This window comes from Pseudomonas sp. SO81, assembly GCF_030374125.1.
In the GTDB taxonomy this organism is placed as follows: domain Bacteria; phylum Pseudomonadota; class Gammaproteobacteria; order Pseudomonadales; family Pseudomonadaceae; genus Aquipseudomonas.
This window is the reverse complement of sequence record NZ_CP126126.1, coordinates 2,411,546-2,433,486: the sequence shown is the minus strand read 5'-3', so window position 1 is coordinate 2,433,486 and position 21,941 is coordinate 2,411,546. Positions and strand designations below refer to the sequence as shown.

Here is a 21,941-nt window from a genome sequence, read left to right as displayed (position 1 = left end):
CTGGCGTCTTTTGACGCTGCAACGCGGCTCGCGAAAAAACATCAGCAGACCCTAATGGCCGCCTTCGAATACGTCGCCCTCGACACCAAGGGCCGCCAGCAGAAAGGCGTACTGGAAGCCGACAGCGCGCGCCAGGTACGCCAGCTGCTGCGCGAGAAACAGCTGGCGCCGCTGCAGGTGGAGCCGGCGCACCGCAAGGAGCACAGCGAGACCTCGGGTGGCTTCAGCCTGCGCCGCGGCCTGTCGGCCCGCGACCTAGCCCTGGTCACCCGCCAGCTGGCGACCCTCATCGGCGCCGCGCTGCCGATCGAGGAAGCGCTGCGCGCCGCCGCGGCCCAGTCGCGCCAGCCACGCATCCAGTCGATGCTGATCGCCGTGCGCGCCAAGGTGCTTGAAGGCCACAGCCTGGCCAATGCCCTCGGTTCATTTCCCGCCGCCTTCCCCGAGCTGTACCGCGCCACCGTCTCGGCCGGCGAGCATGCCGGGCACCTGGCGCCGGTGCTGGAGCAGCTGGCCGACTACACCGAGCAACGCCAGCAGTCGCGGCAGAAGATCCAGATGGCGCTGCTCTACCCGGTGATCCTGATGCTGGCCTCGCTGGGTATCGTCGGCTTCCTGCTCGGCTACGTGGTGCCGGACGTGGTGCGGGTGTTCGTCGACTCCGGGCAGACCCTGCCGGCGCTGACCCGCGGCCTGATCCTGCTCAGCGAACTGGTCAAGGCCTGGGGCGCGCTGGTCATCGTGCTCGCGGTGCTCGGCGTGATCGCCTTCCGCCGTGCCCTGCGCAACGACGACCTGCGCCGGCGCTGGCATGCCTTCCTGCTGCGTCTGCCGCTGATCGGCGGACTGATCGCGGCTACCGAGACGGCACGCTTCGCCTCGACCCTGGCCATCCTGGTGCGCAGCGGCGTGCCGCTGGTGGAGGCCCTGGCCATCGGCGCCGAAGTGGTGAGCAACCGCATCATCCGCACCGACGTGGCCAACGCCACCCAGCGCGTGCGTGAAGGCGGCAGCCTGTCGCGGGCCCTGGAGGCCAGCCGGCAGTTCCCGCCGATGATGCTGCACATGATCGCCAGCGGCGAACGCTCGGGCGAGCTGGACCAGATGCTGGCGCGCACCGCGCGCAACCAGGAGAACGACCTGGCGGCCACCATCGGCCTGCTGGTGGGATTGTTCGAGCCGTTCATGCTGGTGTTTATGGGAGCGGTGGTGCTGGTGATCGTGCTGGCCATCCTCCTGCCGATTCTTTCTCTGAACCAACTGGTGGGTTGATTGATGAACAAGCAACAACGCGGTTTCACCCTGATCGAGATCATGGTGGTGGTGGTCATCCTCGGCATCCTCGCCGCCCTGGTGGTGCCGCAGGTGATGGGCCGTCCGGACCAGGCCAAGGTTACCGCGGCGCAGAACGACATCCGCGCCATCGGTGCGGCGCTGGACATGTACAAGCTGGACAACCAGAACTACCCGAGCACCCAGCAGGGCCTGGAAGCCCTGGTGAAAAAGCCCACCGGCAACCCACCGGCGAAGAACTGGAACACCGAGGGCTACCTGAAGCGGCTGCCGGTGGACCCGTGGGGCAACGCGTACCTGTACCTGTCGCCGGGCACCCGCAGCAGGATCGATCTGTACTCCCTCGGCGCCGATGGCCAGGAAGGCGGCGACGGCACCAATGCCGATATCGGTAACTGGGACCTCTGATTTCCGATGCGAGCTGCGCGGGGCTTCACGCTGATCGAGCTGCTGGTGGTGCTGGTGATCATCGGCACGCTGGTCAGCCTGACCGTGCTCTCCGCGGGCAGCTCCAGCCATAGTCGCGAGCTGCGCGACGAGGCCGAGCGCCTGGCCGGCCTGATTACCCTGCTGTCCGACGAGGCGGTGCTGGATGGCCAGGAGTATGGATTGCTGGTGGATGCCGAAGGTTATGGGGTGCTGATCTACGACCACGCCTCGGGAGATTGGAACGAGATGGAAGATCGGCAGCTGTACAAGTTGCCGGTCTGGTCGAGGTTGCTGCTGGAACTGGATGGCGAGGCGCTGCAGCTGCCGGAACCGAGCGTAGCGGAAGACCTGCCTGGCCTGGGCGGGGATGACGAGGAGGACAAGGAGAAGCCGATTCCCCAGCTGCTGATTCTCTCCAGTGGCGAGCTGTCACCGTTCCGCCTGCGGCTGGAGGAGCGCAAGTCCGGTGGCGGCGCCTATCTGCTGAGCAGCGACGGCTACCAGCTGCCGCGCGCCGAACTGGCGGGGCAGAGCCTGTGATTCGTTCGCGACGTGGTTTCACCCTGCTGGAGGTACTGGTGGCCCTGGCGATCTTCGCCGTGGTGGCGGGCTCAGTACTCGCGGCGAGCCAGCGCAGCCTGCAGATCGCCGAGCAGCTCCAGCTCAAGAGCATGGCCGGCTGGATCGCCGAGAATCGCATCACCGAGCTGCAGCTTAAGCGGCCCACGCCGGGCGAGGGGCGCGAGAGCAAGGTGCTGGACTTCGGTGGGCGCAGCTGGGAAACCTACAGCGAGATCGAGGCCACCAGTGACAAGGGCATTCGCCGGCTCTCCGTCTGGGTGGCGCTCAAGCCCGAGCGTGGTGGGGCCGAGCCGGTGCGCGAGCGCTCTCTGCGAGTGGTGACCGGGTTCCTGGCGGTGCGCAAGTGAGCGGCGGGCAACGTGGCTTCACCCTGCTGGAAGTGGTGATTGCCATTTCCATCTTCGCCCTGCTGGGGCTGGGCACCTACCGCATGCTGGACAGCGTGCTACGTACGGACGAGGCGACGCGGGCCAGTGAACAATCACTGCGCGAACTGACCCGGGCCTTTGCCGCGCTCGACCGCGATCTGGCCCAGGCCGCGGTGCGTAGCGTACGTGACCCCTATGGCGACGAGCGTGCGGCTCTGCTCGGTGAACTGGGCGCGATAGACGGATCGGCAGCCATCGAGCTGACCCGCAATGGCTGGCTCAACCCCATGGGGCTGGCGCGCGCCCAGCTGCAACGGGTGCGCTGGCGGTTGTCGGACAAGACCCTGGAGCGGGTCTACTGGACGGTGCTGGACCAGGCGGTGGATAGCCAGCCCCGGGTACAGACCTTGCTGACTGGGGTGCGGACGCTCGAGTTCCGCTACATGGACGAGCGTGGGGAGTGGCAGGGGCAATGGCCGCCGGCCACCGGCGAGCGGACCCCGGAGGAAAACCGCCTGCGTCTGCCGATGGCGGTCGAGCTGAAACTGGAACATGAGCGCTACGGCGAGCTGACCCGCCTGTATCGCCTGCCCGAGCCGGTGGTGGAAGAAAAACCACAGGCGCAACCCGAGACTCCACCCCCATCCTCTGAGCCGAGTCCGAGTCCGAGTCCGAGTCCGAGTCCGAGTCCGAGTCCGAGTCCGAGTCCGGCCCCTGCTCCTGCGCCCGTGCAAGAGGTGAAGGTGTGACGCGGCAGCAGGGCGTGGCCCTGGTAACCGTCATGCTGGTGGTGGCCATCGTCACGGTCATTTGTGCGGGTCTGATCGCCCGTCAGCAGCTGGCAATCCGCTCCAGTGGCAACCAGCTTGCCAGCCAGCAGGCGAAACAGTACGCCCTGGGCGGCGAGGCGCTGGGGCTGGCGGTGCTGGCGCGAGATCTGAAGGAGCCGGGCAGCGACCCGCTGAAGCCCGTGGATCATCCGCTGGAGGCCTGGGCCAAGCCGCTGCCGGCGTTCCCCATCGACCAGGGCGAGATCGGCGTGCGTATCGAGGATCTGGCCGGGCGCTTTAACGTCAACAGCCTGGTGCAGGACGACAAGGTCAACAAGCAGGCCGTGGACAGGTTCCGCCGTCTGCTGCTGCGTCTGGAGATCGAGACGCCTTATGCGGAGCGCCTGGTGGACTGGCTGGACAAGGACCAGGAGCCTACCGGTGAGTACGGCGCGGAGGACAACCAGTATCTGCTGGCACAACCGCCGTACCGGACTGCCGGCCACGAGATGCAGGACGCCTCGGAAGTGCGTCTGCTGCTGGGGATGAGCGAGAATGACTATCGGCGCCTGCGCCCGTACATTGCGGCACTGCCGGCCAAGGTTCCTTTGAATGTGAACACGGCCAGCGCCCTGGTGCTGTCGAGCCTGGCGGACACGCTCGACCCGGCGGCTGCCACGGCGTTGATGGGCGCACGCGGAAAGGAGGGCTATCGGGATGTCAGGTCTTTTCTCGATCAGCCGGCGCTTGCCGGCACGGGCGTGCGGGAGGCCGGGCTGGCGGTCGGCAGCAGCTATTTCCTGGTGCGCAGCGAGGTGCGCCTGGATGAGCGCCGCGAAGTTCTTTCCAGCACCCTGCAGCGTGACGGCAAGGGTGGAGTGTGGGTATTGCGTCGTAGCATCGGGCAACCAGGCTACGAGCGTGTGATGTTGGCTGAAGCGAACGAGCGGGATGAGCGATGACGGACTGCCTGTTTCTAGGCCCTGAGTGTGGTGGCGAAATGGCCGACGATTGCCAGGTGCACTGGCTTCGCGAGGATGGCGAGTGCCTGCGGCTCGGTCTGGCCGAATGTGCAGACCAGCTGCAAGGCCGCGCCATCGTCCTGGTGTTGCCCGTCGAGGCGGTGAGCGCGTTCCTGGTGGAGCTGCCCACCGCCAAGGATCGCTGGGTACGCCAGGCGCTGCCCTTCGCCGTCGAGGAGATGCTGGCCGAGGATGTCGAGCTGTTCCATCTGGCGCTGGGCAAACAACAATCCGATCAGCGCTACCGCGTGGTGGCTGTCCGCCGTGGGCTGTTGGCGGGATGGTTGGCGCGCATGCGTGAGCTCGATCTGGAGGTGGCTGCCGTCCACGTGGACGCCGATATGCTGCCGCTGGATGCGGGTGGCCAGGCGCTGCTGCTGGGAGAGCGCGGCCTGCTGGGTGGCAATTGCGAGTTGCGCATGGCGTTCGCCGCCGAGCAGTGGGCCGAGATGCAGGGCATGGAGCCACAATGGACGCTACTGGAGTCAAGTGCGCCCTACCAATTGCTGGCGGCGGGGCGGGCTGATGCAACCGACCTGGCCCAGGGCGAGTTTGCCCGGCGCACCGATAACCAGGCGTGGGCCATCTGGCGCCCGGCGGCCATTCTGCTTGGCATCGGGCTGTTCCTGCACCTGAGCTTCAACCTGTTCCAGGCCCTGTACTACGAAAGGCAGGCCGATCACTTTGCCCAGTCCAGCATGGAGCTCTACAAGAAGCTGTTTCCCGAGGACCGGCGCATCATCAATCTGAAAGCCCAGTTCGCCGAGCATCTCAAGGCCGGTTCGCAGTCGAGCGGCGGCTTTATCAGCCTGATGGAAACAGCCTCTGCGGCCATGGCCAAGGACAAGGGCTCGATCTCGGTGGCGCAGATCGATTACAGCCAGAACCGCGGCGACCTTGCGTTGCAGGTCAAGGCTGGCGATTTTGCCGAGGTGGAAAAGCTGCGCCAGCGCCTGGTGGATTCTGGCCTGGCGGTTCAGCTCGGCTCGGCCAATCGTGAGGAAGATGGCGTGAGCGCCCGGGTCATTCTGGGGGGCGCGCAATGAACGCGTTGCTGCAGTGGAAGAGCGAGATCGCCAGCAGAGTGACCCAGTCCGGCGCCTGGCAGCACTGGCGGCAATTGCCACCGAGGGACCGCCTGGCGCTGATGGTGCTCGGTGTCTTCTTCGCTCTGGTGCTGTTCTACGCCTTCATCTGGTTGCCCATCGATCGCAAGCTCGACTCGGCGAGTACCCGCTACCTGCAGGAACGCGAGTTTCTGGCCTACCTGCAGAAGCACGCTCCAACGGTAAGCCGGTCCGCCCGGAACGCTCGACCGGAGCTCAGCCCGGAGCAACTGCAGGGTGTGATCACCAGTACGGCACAGAAGCATGGACTGGTACTGGAGCGTCTGGATAACGAAGGCAGCGGCCGGTTGCTGATTGCGTTGGCGCAGGCGTCTTTCGAGAGCCTCTTGCGCTGGCTGGCGGAGCTGGAAGGAAAAGGAGTGGCACTCAGGGAGGTCAGCCTGGAGCGAAGCGGCGTCGGCAAGGTAGACGCCCGGCTGACCATGGCTATCGAGGGTGCCTAGGATGTCATGCAGAAGGGAGTCGCATGTACTACGTGAATATTGTCCTGGTGCTGTTTAGCTGCGCGCTTGTCGCACTGTATGTCCTGCTGTGGCTGGGGGCGCCGTCCCCACTGGGTTCGAGTGTCTTCTGAGCGGTCGATCCGCCATTACCACAGTGCATGGCCATGAGAGATCGGAAGTCAGCCGGCTGGGGGGCTTGGCCATAGAATCGGCGGGTCGCTGCGTGTCGCGGTGGCGTCGCTTCCCCCTCAATAAAGAGAACCGGCATGCGTGCACTTCGCCTGTTGTTGATCGGTTGCGCCCTGTTCTTGAGCTTGCCGCTGCAGGCGCAGGGCGATGTCCAGCTGGAGCTGTTGCAGCTTCATGCCTGCCGCAGTGTCGGCAGCTTTCTCAGTCTGCGTGGCGAGGGGCTGCAGCCCGAGCATCTGCAGATGCTGCGGCGCGATACCGAGCAGCTGCGGGCCAGCTTCGCCGCTATCGATCCCGCGCAGAGCCAGTCATTGCAGCAACCCTATGCGCGCTTGCTGGCCAGCCTGGAGGAGGGCCTGAGCTATGGGTCGTCCGAGGACGATTTGCCCTGGCGCTATCCGGAGCAGCTCAGTCGCGCCTTGGTCGATCTGCTGCGAGCGGCCGATGGCCTGGACGGTGATCAAAACGATGCTCCGCTGCCGAGCGCGATCAAGCTGGAGCTGCTCGCTACCCAGTACGCCGCCCAGGCCTACCTGGGCTACTTCGAGGTCACCCCGGGGGCGGACGGCTCCTATGTCAGCCAGGGTGAGCAACAGCTGTTGGCAGAACTGGATACGGCCATGGCGCAGCTGCTGCCACTGATGGCGGCCAGCGCTCCGGACCAGGGCCGGCGGGCGAGCGCCGACTGGCGGTACCTGCGCATGGCCCTCGGCGACTTCGACCGCGCCGGCCGTGCGCGCCTGGGCCGATCGGGGCGCCCGCTGGCGCCACTGATGGTCGGCCGCCACGCGCGCGGGATGAGCGAGCGCCTGGTGCAGCTGGCCGGCGTCACCGAGGCGCGCTAGCGGCGCTCAGCCCAGCCAGCCCTCCGCCTTGGCCCGCGCCACGGCCTGGGTGCGGCGCTGTACGCCGAGCTTGACGTTGATCCGTCGTGCGTGGGTCTTCACCGTGTGCAGAGAGATGTACAGCTGCTCGGCGATCTGCTGATTGGAGTGGCCCTGGGCGATCAACCCGAGTACCGCCAGCTCGCGTTTGCTCAGCAGCGACTCGCTGGGCAGCTCTGCGCTACCGCCATCGGCGCCCTGCAGCAGCTGTTGCGGCCAGGCCGGGTTGCCCGCCAGCCACTCCGCCTGGCGTTGCTGCAGGCTCAGCAGCGGCAGCAGTTGCTGCTGGCGTTCGGCCTCGCCGACCGCGATGCGCAGGAGTGCCTCGGCCTCGGCGGCGCGGCCGCTGAGGTGCAGGGCCTCGGCCTGGCTCAGGCGGGCATGGGTAGCCAGGCTGTGGTGGCCGCTGCGCCGGCAGTCGTCGTGCAGCTCCTGCAGGTCGCTCAGTGCCGTCGCCGTCTCGCCCAGGGCCAGTTCGGCCTGGGCCAGGTACAGGCGCGCCCGTGGCAGCAGGTCGTAGAAACCGGAAGGGGCCAGCAGGCGCTCGCTCTGCAGGCGCTGGCACACGCGCAGGAAGGCGTCGCGGGCCTTTTCGGCCTCGCCCTGGCGCAACCACAGGCAGCCATGGGCCAGCTGCAGCATCTCCCGATAGCGCACCTCCGGCACGTGGGACAGCTGCATCTGCCGCTCGGCGCGGCGCAGCAGGTGCTGGGCGCTCTCGGTATCGCCCTGGGCCCCGGCCAGCTCGGCCAGGCCGAGATAGCCGAACAGCAGGTAGGCGTCCTCGCAGCTCTCGGCCTCCTGGATGCCCTGTTGCAGCATTGCCTGGGCGGCGTCGCTGTCGCCGCGCCCGGCCAGCAGGGTGCCGCGCAGCAGCAACAGCCTGGCCAGCACCGGACCGCGCTGGTCGGCGCCCTGCAGCAGCTGCAGGCATTGTCCGGTCTGCTCCAGCGCGCGTTCGCGCTCGCCGAGCATGGCCAGCAGGTGAATATGGTCGACGCTGAGCAGCGACTCGAACAGCACGCTGCCGCGCAGGCGCGCCAGGCGCAGGCCTTCGTGGCTGTAGTGCTGGGCGCTGGTCAGGTCGAGCTCGGCCATGGCCTGCTGGGCCAGGGCCTGGTTGCACAGGATGTGCTGCGACCAGGCCGACTCGTGCAGTACCTCCAGGGCCTCCAGGCAGTGCTGGCGGGCGCTGGCCTGGCCGCGCTGGCGCTGCAGCACGCCGAGCACCGCCTGGTACTGGGCGATCAGCTGCTGCTGGCGGCGGGCATCGGGCTGCGGCAGGAAGCGGGTCAGCTCGGCGACGCAGGCGTCCACTTCGTCCAGGCGGGCGCAGATGATCAGGGCCCAGGCCTGCAGCATGATCAGGCGTGGCGTGCTGTTGAACAGCGTCGGCGGCAGGCCGTCGCGCCAGTGCAGGAACTGGGCGACGCTCTGGCCGATCAGCAGCTGGTCCTGGCCATAGCGTTGCAGGTAGTTGGCCGCCACGTCCGGCTGCGCAGCCCACAGGGCGTGCTCCACCGCCTCGCGCACGGCGTCGCGGGCGGCGAACCACTGGCAGGCGCGTACATGGGCCTGCAGCGGCGTCTGTCCACCGGGCATGCGCTTGAGCATGGCGGCCAGCGGGCGCCACAGGCGGAACCATTCGCCGCAGCTATCCAGGCCGTGGAGGAACAGCTGGCGCTGGCGCAGCTGCTCCAGCACCTGGGCGCCGCCGTGTTCTTCCAGCAGGTGTTCGCACAGCGCGGCGGAGAAGCGCGGCATGTGCGCCAGCACGAACAGCGCGTGCTGCAGCGGCGGTGGCAGCGTGGCCAGCACCTCGCGCTCGAGGTATTCCAGCAGCAGCGGCGTGCCGGCGGCCAGGCGCTGGCCGAGGTTGTCGGCGTGACCACCGATCAGCAGCAGGCAGACACCGGCCGGCCAGCCTTCGCTGTGGTGCAGCAACTGGGCGGTCAGTTCGTCGGGCAGGGTCTGCTGGCGCTGTTGCAGCAGACGGCCGAGTTCGTCCTGGTCGAGGGCCAGGGCGTGCGCGTCGACCTCCTGCAGGTCGCCCTGCAATAGTAGGCGAGGCAGGTTCCAGGCCGGCCGGCGGCGCCCGCCGATCCACCAGCGCAGGGTGTGCGGGGCGCGTTCCAGCAGGCGATCGAGGCAGGCGTCGAGTTCGGCGCAGGGTTGTCTTGGGTAGTCGTCGAGAATGATCCACAGCGGTTGTTCGACGCGGCCGAGCAGCAGGCCCAGCTCGGCGCAGGGCTCGCCGTCGCCGTGGGACAGGTGCAGGGCGGCGGCCAGGCGCGCGAGCAGTTCGGCGGGGCTGTGCGGATGGCCGAGCAGGTCGAGCCAGACCACTTGGGTGCCGTGGGGCGCCTGGCGCGCGCATTCGTTGAGCAGCACGCTCTTGCCGAAACCGGCGGGGGCGCAGACCAGGGTCAGCCGGCAGTCGCCGGCGAGCAATGCCTGGGTCAGGCGCGGGCGGGCGATATGGGCCGCCGGTAGGCGCGGTAGGGGATGCTCCGGTTGACGCGAAATGGCGGCCGGATGCAGGGCGCGAACCTTGTCTTGCATGGTCGTGGCCTCGGCTTTTGTTGTGATTGTGGGCGTCGGGATGGGGTCGATGTTACCCAATCGCGCCGCTTAGTTGGCCGTGCAGACAAAAAAGGCGACCACTGGGGTCGCCTCAAGTTGGAGCAGCGTTGCGATGGAACTCAGCGGACGCCGGCGTTGCGCAGAGCCGCCGGGGTGAAGTCCACCGCCGAGGCCTGGATGCCGTACTGCACGGCGACTTTCTCTTCGTTGGCCATGCCAACGGCGATGTAGCGGCCGGCGATGATGTCGTACAGGGCCTCGAAGGCGTACACCGGGACCTGCTGTTCGAACTGCTGGACCAGCATGGCCTGGCCGACACGCCACAGCTGGCCGCGGCCGTCATAGTGCTCGGACACGGCGATCTGCCAGGAGTCCTCGTCGACGAAGAAGCGGCGCTTGGCGTAGATGTTGCGCTCGCCGGACTTCAGAGTCGCCTCGACTTCCCATACGCGGTGCAGCTCATAGCGCGCCAGATCCTGGTTGGTGTGGCCAGCCTGGATGATGTCGTCGTACTTCACGTCCGGCGACTGCAGCTTGTAGCTGTTGTAGGGGATGTACAGCTCGCGCTTGCCCACCAGCTTCCAGTCGTAGCGGTTGGGGGCGCCGTTGTACATGTCGAAGTTGTCCGAGGTACGCATGCCGTCGGCGGCGGTACCCGGGCCGTCATAGGCCACCTGCGGTGCACGGCGCACGCGGCGCTGACCGGCGTTGTACAGCCAGGCCATGCGCGGTTCGGCGATCTGGTCCAGCGAGTCGTGCACCAGCAGCACGTTACCGGCCAGGCGCGACGGCGCGGTCACGCGCTGCTTGAAGAACAGCAGGGCGTTCTCGGCCTTCTTCGGATCCAGGCCCTTGGTCTGGCTGGGGAACGCCACTTCGTCCTCGAAGTGCACCAGGGTGTAGTCGCCATTGGTTTGCGGGGCGGCCTGCACGGTACTGCGACGCAGGTTGCCGCCGCGGTAACGGGTGATGTGGTTCCACACCACTTCCAGGCCGTTCTGCGGGATTGGGAAGGCGTAGTAGCGGCTGTCGGCGAAGCCTGCCAGGCCGTTGCCACCCTCGATCAGGCTGGTGTTGGTTGCGCTCTTCTTGGCGGCTTCGTAGATCTGCGCGGGCATCGCCGAGCTGCGGTGGCTGGGGTAGACCACCATCTTGTAGGTCTCGGGGTAGCGCTTGAACATGGCGATCTGGCCTTCGGCCAGCTTGTCCTTGTACTGGTCCAGATTCTGCGCGGTGATGGTGAACAGCGGCTGTTCGTTGGCGAACGGGTCGCCGAGGAAGCCGCCGGGCAGCACGGCCGCGGCATCCTTGGCCAGGCCGCCGGTCCAGGCCGGGATGCTGCCGTCGGCGTTGCCGGATTTCTCCGCACCCACCGGAGTGAGACTGTCACCGAGCTTGGCGGCCTCTTCCGGCGACACGGCAGCGAGCACGCTGCCGGCCAGCAGGGAGAGGGTGAGGGCGCTGATCAGTTGTCTTGTTGTTTTCATGGGACTGATTCTCTGTGGAGCCGAATTAGAAGTTCACGCCGACGCTGAACGCGAGGAAGTCGCGGTCTTCGATCGGGTTGTAGTCGCCACCGAAGAAGTCGGTGTAGGACAGGCTGGCGGTGTAGGTGTTGCGGTACTCGGCATCGAGGCCGACGCTGACCGCCTTGGCACCCTCGTTGAACACCGGGCCGTAGCCGTCCACATCGTGCGACCAGGAGACGTTCGGCTTGAGGTTGATGCCGGCGAACACGTTGCTGTAGTCCCACACCGCACGGGCGCGATAGCCCCAGGAGGTGCTGGTGTAGAAGCCGTGGTAGCCGTACTCCTCGGCGGAAGCCAGGTTGGACGCGGCGGTGCCATAGGGCGAGCCGTAGATCGAGTCACGGCCATAACGCACTTCGCTCTGACGCTCCAGGCCGCCGATGCGGGTAACGCCTACTTCACCTACCAGGGTCAGGCGATCGGCGCCCATGACCTGATCGAAGAAGTGGGTCAGGGTGGTCTGCGCCTGAGTCACTTCCTTGCGGTTGTAGCCGCGGCTGATGGCGTTGGCCTGGGCCAGGGCGCCGGCGAAGCCGCCTTCCGCCAGACCGCCGGAGACGCTGGTGGCCAGCTTGCCGGTCATGTCGGTGGTGTTGATCTGCAGCGGCATGTTCGGCCGGTAGCTGAGTTCGCCGGACCAGGCGGTGCCGGTGGGCAGCGAGGTGGAGAAGCTCAGACCATACAGGCGGATGTCTTCGGGGTATTCGAGGAAGTAGCTGCCACGGCCGAGCAGGATCGGCTGTGCCAGGGCGCCGCCGAGGGTGGTCAGGGCGGCGGTGATGTCCGCGGCACTGGCGTTCTGCATGCTCAGGTTGGGCGTGCGGCTGTGGTAGTTGAGGAAGTAGGCGGCGTATTCCGCGTCATCTCCCATCCAGCGCAGCGCGGTGCCGAACTGGCCGCTGTCGCGGGCGTCGCGATCACCGCCGCGCGGCACGATCAGGCCCTCGTCGGTGACATTCACCTCTGCCATCGCGGCCTGGGCGCCGGGGCCGAAGCCGCCGGCCTTGGCTCCCTGGATCGAGGCGATCGAGCTCGGGCCGAGGATGTTGTAGTTGTTGTCGCAACCGTCGGCGACCACGTCGGCGCTGGCGAAGAAGGTGCCGCAGTTGTCGGCCACCGTCTGGTCCCACTCGATCTGGTAGAAGGCTTCGGCCGACAGCTGGTCGGTGAGGCTCTGCGAGACGTAGAACATGTTGACCGGGATCAGACCTTCCTTGATCTCCGCACCTGGGCGGCGGAAGGCGGCGGCGTCGATCGGGTTGATCGAGTTGATGCTGTTGCCGATGAAGGTGCTTTCACCCCAGCTGACCACCTGCTTGCCCGCGCGCACCGAGCCCGGCAGCTCGCCGATCGAGTAGTTGTGGTAGACGAAGGCGTCGAGGATCTCGGCGCCGGAGGACTGTGCGGCCTGCTTGCGGTTGGAATCGTCGATGTCCTTCCACAGGCGCTGCTCGTCCTTCAGCTCGAAGTCGTACCAGTACTTGCCGCGAACGAATACGCCGGTGTCGCCGTATTTCAGTTCGAGGTCGTGGATGCCCTTGAAGATCTTCGAGAAGGTCTCGCCCTTCTTGAAGTTCAGACGACCGTCGTCGCCGGTCTGGGTGAAGCCGGTACCGCCGTTGGCTTCACCGATGAAGTCCGGATCCGCCCCACGCATCGACCAGCTGGCGCCGACCGAGATGGACGAGTCGAGTTGGCCTTCGATCTCCCCGATGTTGAAGTTGACGGCATGCGCCGGAGCAATGGTTCCGAGGGCGACGGCCAGGGCGAGGGTGTGCGGCTGGAAGATTCCGGGCCTTGTTGTTTTTGTCATGAGGCTCTCCGTGAATGGGGGTGCAACTGGCCGCACACTACCCAGCGGATGACAGGCGCATAAGCGCACCAAGGACGTATTTGCACTGTCGCTCGAAAGGATTAACAGGCTTCTGCGGCGGCCTCTGGAGCTGCCCAGAAGTGGGCTGAATGCAGGGTCATCAGCGAAACGCCATGGACAATGAAAAAGCCCCGCCGAGGCGGGGCTTTGGAAGCATCGCGAATCGCGCTTCAGGTCGGGTTCAGCGACCACTGCTGCAGGCGCTGCAGGCTCTCGCGGTAGGGGTGCAGGCCGCGCCACAGCAGCAGCACGGAGGCGCTCACGGCGATGCCGGTGACGATCAGCAGCGAATAGCGCAGGGCGTTGTCGTCGGCGAACACGAAGTCGGTCACCAGGGCCACGGCGGTCGGGCCGAGGCCCAGGCCGATCAGGGTGATGACGAACAGGTACAGCGCCGAGGCCTGGCCGCGCATGGAGTTGGGCATGATCTCCTGGATCGCCGCCGGCGCCACGCCGAACGGCATGCTGAGGAAGAACACCGTCGGCGCCATCAGCACGCAGGACCAGAACGCGCTGCCCATCAGCGGGAAGGCTAGGACGAAGGGCAGCGCACCGATGGCGGCATACAGGCCGACACGCATGTTGGCGTCGCTGCGCCCGTGCTTGGCCAGCCAGTCCGCCAGGCGCCCGCCGAAGACGATGCCGAGGCAGCCGAATACGGCGACGATGGAGCCGTAGATGATGCCGACCTGGCCGGCATCCCAGCCGTAGGTGCGGATGTAGAAGGTGGGAATCCAGGCGGCGCTGCCATAGCCGGCGAAGGCCAGTCCGGCGAAGCCGAGGTTGTGGCACAGCACGGTGCGGCGGTTGCTACGGATGTAGCGGCCGACGTCGGCCAGCGGTACCGCCACGCCGGCGCCCACGCCGCGGCGGGCCGGTTCGCGCACGGCCAGCATCAGCAGGGTGAACAGCACGCCGGCGGCGCCGAGAATCAGGAAGATCAGCTGCCAGGGCCGCACTTCGCCGAGCACGGGTAGATGCACGTCACCCTGGGCGGAGGCGAACTGGATCACCAGGCCGCCGAGCAGGAAGGCGATGCCCGAACCCAGGTATACGCCCATGCCATATACCGCCATGGCGGTGGCGCGACGATTGGGTGGGAAGCTGTCGGCGATCAGCGAATAGGCGGCCGGCGACAGCGCCGCTTCGCCGACGCCGACACCGACCCGGCAGATGAGGAATTGCCAATACAGCTTGGCCATGCCACAGGCGGCGGTGGCGGCGCTCCAGAACAGTACGCCGATGGCGATCAGACCGCGGCGGCTCTTGGTGTCGGCCAGGCGCCCGAGCGGGATGCCGCAGACGGTATAGAACAGGGCGAAGGACAGCCCCATCAGCAGGCTCATCTGCGTGTCGCTGATCACTAGGTCGCGGCGGATCGGGCCCACCAGCAGGTTGAGGATCTGTCGGTCGATGAACGACAGCACGTAGGCGACCATCAGAATGGTCACGGTGATCCAGGCAGAAAGGCTGGAGGGATAACCGTTGTTGTTATTGGACATGGGTCAAGGCTCTCCGCGGCGCCATCCTGGCACGCGTTGGGGGTGACGGGTGTGAACTCAGCTTAGGTCCGTATAAGCGCGGCTTAATATCGCACAAAGGTGTTATCAGCGAGCTGAATTGGGCTGATGCCCTATGGCGAATATCTGTGTACCGGTGCCGTATTAAATCGGAAAAAACTGGACTAATGTGTCGCCTTCTCCACGGATTGGGCGGCAAACATGTCGGGTACGTCAGGTATCGATGCCTCACGGCCAACCAAGCTGGCCGAGCGGGTGGCCGAGTCGCTGCAGCGCGACATTGCCGCCATCGGCTGGCCGGTGGGTCGGGTGTTCGGCTCCGAGGCGCAATTGATGGAGCGCTACGGCGTCTGTCGCTCCACCCTGCGCGAGGCGGTACGCCAGCTGGAGCGCCATGGCGTGGTCAGCATGCGCCGTGGCAGCGGCGGCGGCCTGGTGATCAGCCGCCCGGCGCGGGACTCGGCGGCGCTGGCGCTGGCCACCTACCTGGAGCTGACCGACGTCAGTTTCGACGAGCTGTACGAGGCGCGCGAACTGGTCGAGTCGCAGGCGGTGATGCTGGCGGCCGAGCGTCTGGACGAGCCGGACATTCCCCATGCGCGCCTGCTGATCGCCGAGCTGGGCGAGGAGCAGCCGGGTTGCTTCAACGCCGAGCTGCAACTGTTGACCAAGGTGCGTGAGTTCATCTGCCAGGTAGCCGGCAACCCGGCCATCAGCCTGCTGTTCGAGGCCCTGCAATACGTCACCGTCAGCGGTCGTACGCCACGCGAGGCGCATGCCTGGGCGCGGGTGCAGGAAGTGTTCGGCCAGGTGCGGCGGCTGAAGATCCAGTTGCTGGAGGCGCTGATCGCCGGCAACGGTCTGGAGGCGCGCGAGCGGGTGCACGACAAGCTGCGGCTGACCCGTGAGCTGATCATCGAGCAGCGCGGCAGCCTGCAGCGTGGCCCCACTTCGGCCATGAGTCATCTGGCGGCGGCGCCGGACTTCGCCTTCGGCAAGGTCTACGACAAGAGCGGCCACCGCCTGGCCGTGGTCATCGCGCGCAACATCGCCGCCTCCGGCCTCGGCCCCGGCTCGCGCATCGGCGCCGAGCCGGACCTGCAGGCACTGCACGGGGTCAGCCGCGCGGTGTTGCGCGAGGCGGTGCGAACCCTCGAACTGCACGCCATCCTGCGCAGCCGTCGCGGCCCCGGTGGTGGCTTGCTGGTGGACACGCCGGACCCCAGCTACACGGTGCGTCTGGCCGTGGAGTACCTGGGCCAGGCGCCGTCGCTGGGTCCGCATTTCCATGCGGTATGGAAGAACCTGCAGCCGGCGGTGGTGGCGCTCGCCGCGTCACGCCTGAATGACGACGGGCGACAGCGCCTGCAGGCGCAGCTGGAGCGCCTGCACGTGGCCAGCGACGTGGAGCGTCTGCGCCGCAGCGGCGAACTGGATCGCTGTATCGCCGAGCTCAGCGGCAACCGTGCCCTGGCCCTGTTCGCCAGGGTGCTCAGCGCGGTTGCAGAGAGTTACCCGAGCGGCGATGTGGCGCAGTGGATACTGCAGCGCCTCGGCGAGCACCAGGCGCGCCTGGGCGCCGCGGTGCTGGCGGGCGATGCCAGCCTGGCGCGGCGGCGCATGCTCGACCATATCCGCCTGATCGAGACTGGCTTCGGCCTGGTCGAGGACTAGGCCGGCTGCCGAGAAGGCTTAGGCCATTCGCCTAGATCACCGCAGCGGCACGCAGGTTGGCGATCTGCTCGGCGTCGAGGCCGAGCAGGCGCTGCAGCAGAGCATCGGTGTGCTCGCCCAGTAGCGGCGGGGCCAGGCGGTAGTCCACCGGGGTGGCGGACAGACGCAGCGGGCTGGCCACCTGCGGGGTGCTGCTGCCCATGCCGTTGGCCATGTCCACGCGCAGGCCGCGGGCCTGCACCTGCGGGTCGGCGAACACCTGGGCCAGATCGTTGATCGGCCCGCAGGGCACACCGGCCGCCTCCAGCAGCGCGACCCACTCGGTGGTGGTCTTGAACACCGTGGCCTGGCGCAGCAGCGGGATCAGCTCGGCGCGATGGGCGACGCGTGCCTTGTTGGTGGAAAAACGCGGGTCGTCGGGCAAAGCCGGGAGTCCGGCGACCTCGCAAAACTTGCGGAACTGTCCGTCGTTGCCCACGGCGAGGATGAAGTCGCCGTCGGCGGTGGGGAAGTCCTGGTACGGCACGATATTCGGGTGGGCGTTGCCCAGGCGCTTGGGCGCGCTGCCGGTAGCCAGGTAGTTCATCGCCTGGTTGGCCAGGCAGGCCACCTGCACGTCGAGCAGTGCCACGTCGATGTACTGGCCCTGGCCGCTGTGCTCGCGGGCGCTGAGCGCGGCCAGCACGCCGACGGTGGCGTACAGGCCGGTGAGGATGTCGGTCAGTGCCACGCCGACCTTCATCGGTCCGGCGCCGTCCTCGCCATCGGGCTTGCCGGTCAGGCTCATCAGCCCGCCCAGGCCCTGGATCATGAAGTCGTAGCCGGCGCGCTTGGCGTAGGGGCCATCCTGGCCGAAGCCGGTGATCGAGCAGTAGATCAGCCGCGGATTGACCGCCTTCAGCGACTCGTAGTCGAGGCCGTAGGCGGCCAGGCCGCCGACCTTGAAGTTCTCCAGCACCACGTCGCACTGCGCCGCCAGTTCGCGCACCAGGCGCTGGCCCTCGGCCTGGGTGAAGTCCAGGGTCAGCGACTGCTTGTTGCGGTTGGCGCATTGGAAGTACGCCGCCTCGCGGCTGTCGTTGCCCTCGGCGTCCTTGATATAGGGCGGGCCCCAGTGGCGGGTGTCGTCGCCACTGCCGGGCCGCTCGACCTTGATCACCTCGGCGCCGAGGTCGGCGAGGATCTGCCCGGCCCAGGGGCCGGCCAGCACGCGGGACAGGTCGAGGACACGGATATGGGACAGGGCGCCGGGCATGGCGAGACTCCTGGATAGAGGCACGGTATGGATAGCTCCCTCTCCCATGGGAGAGGGTGGAGTGAGGGTGTCACGGGCAACTCGGAGCTGCTGGAAAATCCCTCACCCCGGCCCCTCTCCCGGAGGAAGAGGGGAGGCAAGCGTCAGAAGAATGCCTGCAGGCCGGTCTGTGCGCGGCCGAGGATCAGCGCGTGCACGTCGTGGGTGCCCTCGTAGGTGTTGACCACCTCCAGGTTGACCAGATGGCGGGCCACGCCGAACTCGTCGCTGATGCCGTTGCCGCCCATCATGTCGCGGGCCATGCGCGCGATATCCAGCGCCTTGCCGCAGCTGTTGCGCTTCATGATCGAGGTGATTTCCACCGCGGCAGTGCCTTCGTCCTTCATCCGGCCCAGGCGCAGGCAGCCCTGCAGGGCGAGGGTGATCTCGGTCTGCATATCGGCCAGCTTCTTCTGGATCAGCTGGGTCTGCGCCAGCGGACGGCCGAACTGGGTGCGGTCCAGGGTGTACTGGCGCGCGGTGTGCCAGCAGAACTCGGCGGCGCCCAGGGCGCCCCAGCTGATGCCGTAGCGGGCGGAGTTGAGGCAGGTGAACGGGCCTTTCAGGCCGCGCACGTCGGGGAAGGCGTTCTCTTCCGGGCAGAACACGTTGTCCATCACGATCTCACCGGTGATCGAGGCGCGCAGGCCGACCTTTCCGTGGATCGCCGGGGCGCTCAGGCCTTCCCAGCCCTTCTCCAGGACGAAGCCGCGGATCTCGCCGGCGTCGTCCTTGGCCCAGACCACGAACACGTCGGCGATCGGGCTGTTGGTGATCCACATCTTGCTGCCGCTGATGCGGTAGCCGCCGTCGACCTTCTTGGCGCGAGTGATCATCGAACCCGGGTCGGAGCCATGGTTCGGCTCGGTCAGGCCGAAACAGCCGATGTATTCGCCGCTGGCCAGCTTGGGCAGGTACTTCTGCTTGGTGGTTTCGTTGCCGAACTCGAAAATCGGCACCATCACCAGCGAGGACTGCACGCTCATCATCGAGCGGTAGCCGGAGTCCACGCGCTCCACTTCGCGGGCGATCAGGCCGTAGCACACGTAGTTCAGGCCGCTGCCGCCGTAGGCCTCGGGGATGGTCGCGCCGAGCAGGCCGGTCTCGCCCATCTCGCGGAAGATCGCCGGGTCGGTCTTTTCATGGCGGAAGGCTTCCAGCACACGCGGGGCCAGCTTGTCGGCGGCGAACTGCTGGGCGCTGTCGCGCACCATGCGCTCTTCCTCGGTCAGCTGCTGGTCCAGCAGGAGCGGGTCGATCCAGTTGAAGCTTGCCTTGGCGGCCATGGGCGAATCCTCGAAACAGTGGCAGTGAAAACCGGCGCTTGGCCGGGCGATGGAGAGAGACTAGGCCCGGCGACGGCTGCGGGCAAACGAGGATTTCGCACGCTGTTGTGCGAATAACTCACTCCGAGATAGCCTGAGCAGGCAATTTATTGGTTTTCGAGTGAGGTCATGGCATAGATGCGCCGCAGGATTCCCAGTACCGCCGCCCTGGTGGCCTTCGAGTCGGCCGCCCGCCACCAGAGCTTCACCAAGGCCGCCGACGAGCTGGTGCTGACCCAGAGCGCGATCTGCCGGCAGATCGCCGGGCTGGAGCAATTCCTCGGCATCGAGCTGTTCCGCCGCTCGCGGCGCGGGGTCAAGCTGACCGAGGCGGGCCTGGCCTACAGCCGCAAGGTGGCGGCGCAGCTCGACGCGGTGGAGCGCGACACCCTGGCCGCCATGGGCCAGCAGGGCGCGGTGGCCATCGAGCTGGCGGTTGTGCCGACCTTCGCCACCCAGTGGCTGGTGCCGCGGCTGAAGGACTTCCAGCAATTGCACCCGGAGGTGACGGTGCACCTGACCAACCGCACCCGGCCGTTCCTGTTCGCCGATACCGCCTTCGATGCGGCGATCTATTTCGGCGATGCCGAATGGTCCGGCACCGAGGCGCACTTCCTGATGCCCGAGGAGCCGCAGCCGGTATGCAGCCCGGAGCTGTTGGCCGGCCGTGGACAGTTCGAGGCCGCCGAGCTGGCCAGCCTGCCGCTGCTGCAGCAGACCACCCGGCCCTACGCCTGGCGCCAATGGTTCGCGGCCCAGGGCCTGAGTGTGCCGCACGACCTCGGCGGGCCTCGCTACGAGCTGTTCTCCATGCTGGCCCAGGCGGCCAGCCATGGCATGGGCGTGGCGCTGATCCCACCCTTCCTGATCCAGCGCGAGCTGGCCGAGGGACGGCTGGTGCCGGCGCATCCGGCGGCGCTGCACAGCAGCGACAAGGCCTATTACCTGATGATTCCAGAGCGCAAGGCCGAGTCTGCCGCCCTGCGCGCATTCCGCGACTGGCTGCTGCAGGCGGCCGGCAAGTACCGGGGCGTATGACCGGCCTCGTTGAATGGCGGGCATAAAAAAGCCGGGCATTGGCCCGGCTCAATGACTTGCCGTCTCGCTTACGGCGAGCCGGCGACCTGGCCCAGCGACATCCACTGGCCGGTCATGGAACGGGTGTGGCGGTCCACCGTGGTCGGCGCGAAGGCGCGGCCGGAGGTACTGGCCAGGGCGTTGCTGCCGCTGTTCATGTCCATCAGCGCGGCGCGCAGGAACTTCCAGCGGGTCTGCAGCTTGGCCACCACCGGGTTGGCTTTGCCGTCGAGGGCGCCCAGCTCCTTGTCGATCTGCGGCACCAGGACGCGCTCGTCCTGGCCGACATAGTTGTCCGGCTGTTCACGGGCGATCTCGAAGCTGCCGATGTAGGAGCGACTGAGGTACTGCACGGCCAGATATTCGACCTGAGCCGGCAGTTCGCCGACCGGGTCGGCATCCGGAACGGCACGCGCCACGGTCAGCAGATCGCGCAGGGATTGCGCCAGATCCTGCGGATAGCTCCAGGGCATGTCGTCTTCTTTGGGGCCAAAGGAAACACCTAGGCGTAACTGGGTAACAAGTTTGGTGGTCAATCCGGGAATTTCCGAGCTGGCGCTCATGGCCGCCTGGGAGGCGGTCTCCAGATCGGCGATATCCTTCTCCAGACGAGTCAGATACTCCTCTTGGAAGCCCTCGCCACGGATCAGAAGCAGGCTACTGGTGGCGCGGCTAGCGTACACCTGTACCTGTTCGGCCGCGGTCATGGCGGCAGCCTGAGCCACGGCCGAAACCGTCGTCAGAATCCCTAGCGTGATGGAAAAAATCAATCGAATCAAAGGATTACGATTCATCCCCGGTCGCTCCTTATTATTCTTGTCGGCGCGTATGTATGGGTTGGCCAGATGGCCGTCAGCGCAGTCGCAACAGCCTACTGCGCTTGCCATAGCAAAGGATGAGCCAAAAGAGTGATTTGCATCGCATTTTTGGCGTCGCGGAGCCGGCGCGGCTCCGCCTGTGCTAACGGGCTCAGAGGGACGGCTGCTGCTGCCAGACCTTGGGCTTGAAGTAGAGCGTCTCGCCGCGGGCCAGTCCGGTCAGGCTGTCGTGATCCTTGACCACCTCGGCCTCGATCAGCTCGTCCTGGCCGTCGACCTTCAGGGTCACCCGAGTGATCGCGCCCAGCGGGCGGATATCACGCACTTCGGCGCTGCGGTGTTCCTCCACCGCCTGGCGCGACAGCGAGACCTCATGCGGGCGGAACAGCAAATGCTGGTCCTCGCCGATATGCAGGCGGTTGGAGTCGCCGAGGAAGTGGTAGACGAAGTCGCTGGCCGGCTTCTCGTAGACCTCGCCCGGCGAGCCGATCTGCTCGATCACACCCTTGTTCATCACCACGATGCGGTCGGCCACTTCCATGGCTTCTTCCTGGTCATGGGTGACGAACACGCTGGTCAGATGCACTTCCTCGTGCAGGCGCGCCAGCCAGCGGCGCAGCTCCTTGCGCACCTTGGCGTCGAGGGCGCCGAAGGGTTCGTCGAGCAGCAGCACCTTGGGCTTTACCGCCAGGGCGCGGGCCAGGGCGATGCGCTGGCGCTGGCCGCCGGACAGCTGCTCCGGGTAGCGGTCGGAGAGCCAGTCGAGCTGGACCATGTTGAGCAGCTCGTGCACGCGCTCGGCGATCTCCGGCTCGCTGGGCTTCTCGCCCTTGGGCTTCATGCGCAGGCCGAAGGCGACGTTGTCGAACACGGTCATGTGGCGGAACAGCGCGTAGTGCTGGAACACGAAGCCGACGTTGCGATCACGCACGTCGTGGCGCGACACGTCCTCGCCGTGGAACACGATGTTGCCGGTGTCCGGGGTTTCCAGGCCGGCGATGATGCGCAGCAGGCTGGTCTTGCCGCAGCCGGACGGGCCGAGCAGGGCCACCAGCTCGCCGCTGTTGATGTCCAGGTTGATGTCGTTGAGCGCGCGGAAGGCGCCGAAATGCTTGCTGACGTTACGGATTTCGATACTCAT

19 protein-coding genes are annotated in these 21,941 nt (G+C 66.8%); 11 read left to right on the top strand and 8 right to left on the bottom strand.

What is annotated here, in order from left to right:
* Nucleotides 1-54 precede the first annotated feature (54 nt).
* The 9 genes from xcpS (at nucleotide 55) to OH686_RS11485 (ending at nucleotide 7,068) form a co-directional block, all read left to right on the top strand.
* Nucleotides 55-1,272: a GspF family T2SS innner membrane protein variant XcpS gene (gene xcpS, locus OH686_RS11525; protein ID WP_289532699.1), complete on the top strand. Its 1,218-nt coding sequence runs from the start codon at nucleotides 55-57 to the stop codon at nucleotides 1,270-1,272.
* A gap of 3 nt (nucleotides 1,273-1,275) precedes the next feature.
* Entirely contained in the window at nucleotides 1,276-1,701 is a 426-nt protein-coding gene (gspG, locus tag OH686_RS11520; RefSeq protein ID WP_289532697.1) for a type II secretion system major pseudopilin GspG, read from the top strand.
* Between the two features lie 6 nt (nucleotides 1,702-1,707).
* Complete coding sequence (gene gspH, locus OH686_RS11515) at nucleotides 1,708-2,262, top strand: type II secretion system minor pseudopilin GspH (protein ID WP_289532694.1); 555 nt, start codon at nucleotides 1,708-1,710, stop codon at nucleotides 2,260-2,262.
* Complete coding sequence (gene gspI / locus OH686_RS11510) at nucleotides 2,262-2,651, top strand: type II secretion system minor pseudopilin GspI (protein ID WP_289538935.1); 390 nt, start codon at nucleotides 2,262-2,264, stop codon at nucleotides 2,649-2,651. Before gspH ends, gspI begins: the two co-directional genes overlap by 1 nt.
* On the top strand, nucleotides 2,648-3,421 hold the full coding sequence (gene gspJ, locus OH686_RS11505; RefSeq protein ID WP_289532692.1) for a type II secretion system minor pseudopilin GspJ: 774 nt from the start codon (nucleotides 2,648-2,650) through the stop codon (nucleotides 3,419-3,421). Before gspI ends, gspJ begins: the two co-directional genes overlap by 4 nt.
* On the top strand, nucleotides 3,418-4,404 hold the full coding sequence (gene gspK / locus OH686_RS11500; RefSeq protein WP_289532690.1) for a type II secretion system minor pseudopilin GspK: 987 nt from the start codon (nucleotides 3,418-3,420) through the stop codon (nucleotides 4,402-4,404). The genes gspJ and gspK overlap by 4 nt, the downstream gene beginning before the upstream one ends.
* Nucleotides 4,405-4,442: 38 nt before the next feature.
* Entirely contained in the window at nucleotides 4,443-5,510 is a 1,068-nt protein-coding gene (gspL, locus tag OH686_RS11495) for a type II secretion system protein GspL (protein WP_289532688.1), read from the top strand.
* Nucleotides 5,507-6,034 (top strand): type II secretion system protein M, encoded by a 528-nt coding sequence (locus OH686_RS11490; RefSeq protein WP_289532686.1) that lies wholly within the window; start codon nucleotides 5,507-5,509, stop codon nucleotides 6,032-6,034. The genes gspL and OH686_RS11490 overlap by 4 nt, the downstream gene beginning before the upstream one ends.
* Before the next feature lie 266 nt (nucleotides 6,035-6,300).
* Nucleotides 6,301-7,068 (top strand): hypothetical protein, encoded by a 768-nt coding sequence (locus tag OH686_RS11485; protein ID WP_289532684.1) that lies wholly within the window; start codon nucleotides 6,301-6,303, stop codon nucleotides 7,066-7,068.
* Nucleotides 7,069-7,074: 6 nt separating this feature from the next.
* On the opposite strand, the gene OH686_RS11480 is transcribed toward OH686_RS11485, so the two are convergent.
* From OH686_RS11480 to OH686_RS11465, 4 genes are all read right to left on the bottom strand, one after another.
* Nucleotides 7,075-9,669 carry a LuxR C-terminal-related transcriptional regulator gene (locus tag OH686_RS11480; protein ID WP_289532683.1) on the bottom strand — a complete coding sequence of 865 codons (2,595 nt, stop codon included), beginning with the start codon at nucleotides 9,667-9,669 and terminating at the stop codon, nucleotides 7,075-7,077.
* 140 nt (nucleotides 9,670-9,809) lie between these two features.
* A complete protein-coding gene (locus tag OH686_RS11475) occupies nucleotides 9,810-11,177 on the bottom strand; it encodes a DUF1329 domain-containing protein (protein ID WP_289532681.1) in 1,368 nt (455 codons plus the stop codon).
* Between the two features lie 25 nt (nucleotides 11,178-11,202).
* Nucleotides 11,203-13,032, bottom strand: coding sequence for a DUF1302 domain-containing protein (locus tag OH686_RS11470; protein WP_289538740.1), 1,830 nt, complete (start codon nucleotides 13,030-13,032; stop codon nucleotides 11,203-11,205).
* A 230-nt stretch (nucleotides 13,033-13,262) separates the two neighbouring features.
* Entirely contained in the window at nucleotides 13,263-14,594 is a 1,332-nt protein-coding gene (locus OH686_RS11465; protein WP_289538737.1) for a spinster family MFS transporter, read from the bottom strand.
* Between the two features lie 219 nt (nucleotides 14,595-14,813).
* On the opposite strand from OH686_RS11465, the gene OH686_RS11460 reads away from it, so the two are divergent.
* Nucleotides 14,814-16,286, top strand: a complete 1,473-nt coding sequence (locus tag OH686_RS11460) for a FadR/GntR family transcriptional regulator (RefSeq protein ID WP_289538734.1) — start codon at nucleotides 14,814-14,816, stop codon at nucleotides 16,284-16,286.
* Between the two features lie 31 nt (nucleotides 16,287-16,317).
* Here the strand turns inward: OH686_RS11460 and OH686_RS11455 are convergent, their stop codons facing one another.
* Entirely contained in the window at nucleotides 16,318-17,541 is a 1,224-nt protein-coding gene (locus OH686_RS11455; protein ID WP_289538731.1) for a CaiB/BaiF CoA transferase family protein, read from the bottom strand.
* 143 nt (nucleotides 17,542-17,684) lie between these two features.
* Nucleotides 17,685-18,866 carry an acyl-CoA dehydrogenase gene (locus OH686_RS11450; RefSeq protein WP_289538728.1) on the bottom strand — a complete coding sequence of 394 codons (1,182 nt, stop codon included), beginning with the start codon at nucleotides 18,864-18,866 and terminating at the stop codon, nucleotides 17,685-17,687.
* A gap of 177 nt (nucleotides 18,867-19,043) precedes the next feature.
* Here OH686_RS11450 and OH686_RS11445 point away from each other — a divergent pair, with 177 nt between their 5' ends.
* Nucleotides 19,044-19,943, top strand: coding sequence for a LysR family transcriptional regulator (locus OH686_RS11445; protein WP_289538725.1), 900 nt, complete (start codon nucleotides 19,044-19,046; stop codon nucleotides 19,941-19,943).
* Nucleotides 19,944-20,011: 68 nt separating this feature from the next.
* Here OH686_RS11445 and OH686_RS11440 read toward each other — a convergent pair whose 3' ends face one another.
* Together OH686_RS11440 and OH686_RS11435 are read right to left on the bottom strand one after the other, a co-directional pair.
* On the bottom strand, nucleotides 20,012-20,776 hold the full coding sequence (locus OH686_RS11440) for a hypothetical protein (protein ID WP_289538724.1): 765 nt from the start codon (nucleotides 20,774-20,776) through the stop codon (nucleotides 20,012-20,014).
* Nucleotides 20,777-20,951: 175 nt separating this feature from the next.
* Nucleotides 20,952-21,941, bottom strand: coding sequence for a sulfate/molybdate ABC transporter ATP-binding protein (locus OH686_RS11435; RefSeq protein ID WP_289538722.1), 990 nt, complete (start codon nucleotides 21,939-21,941; stop codon nucleotides 20,952-20,954).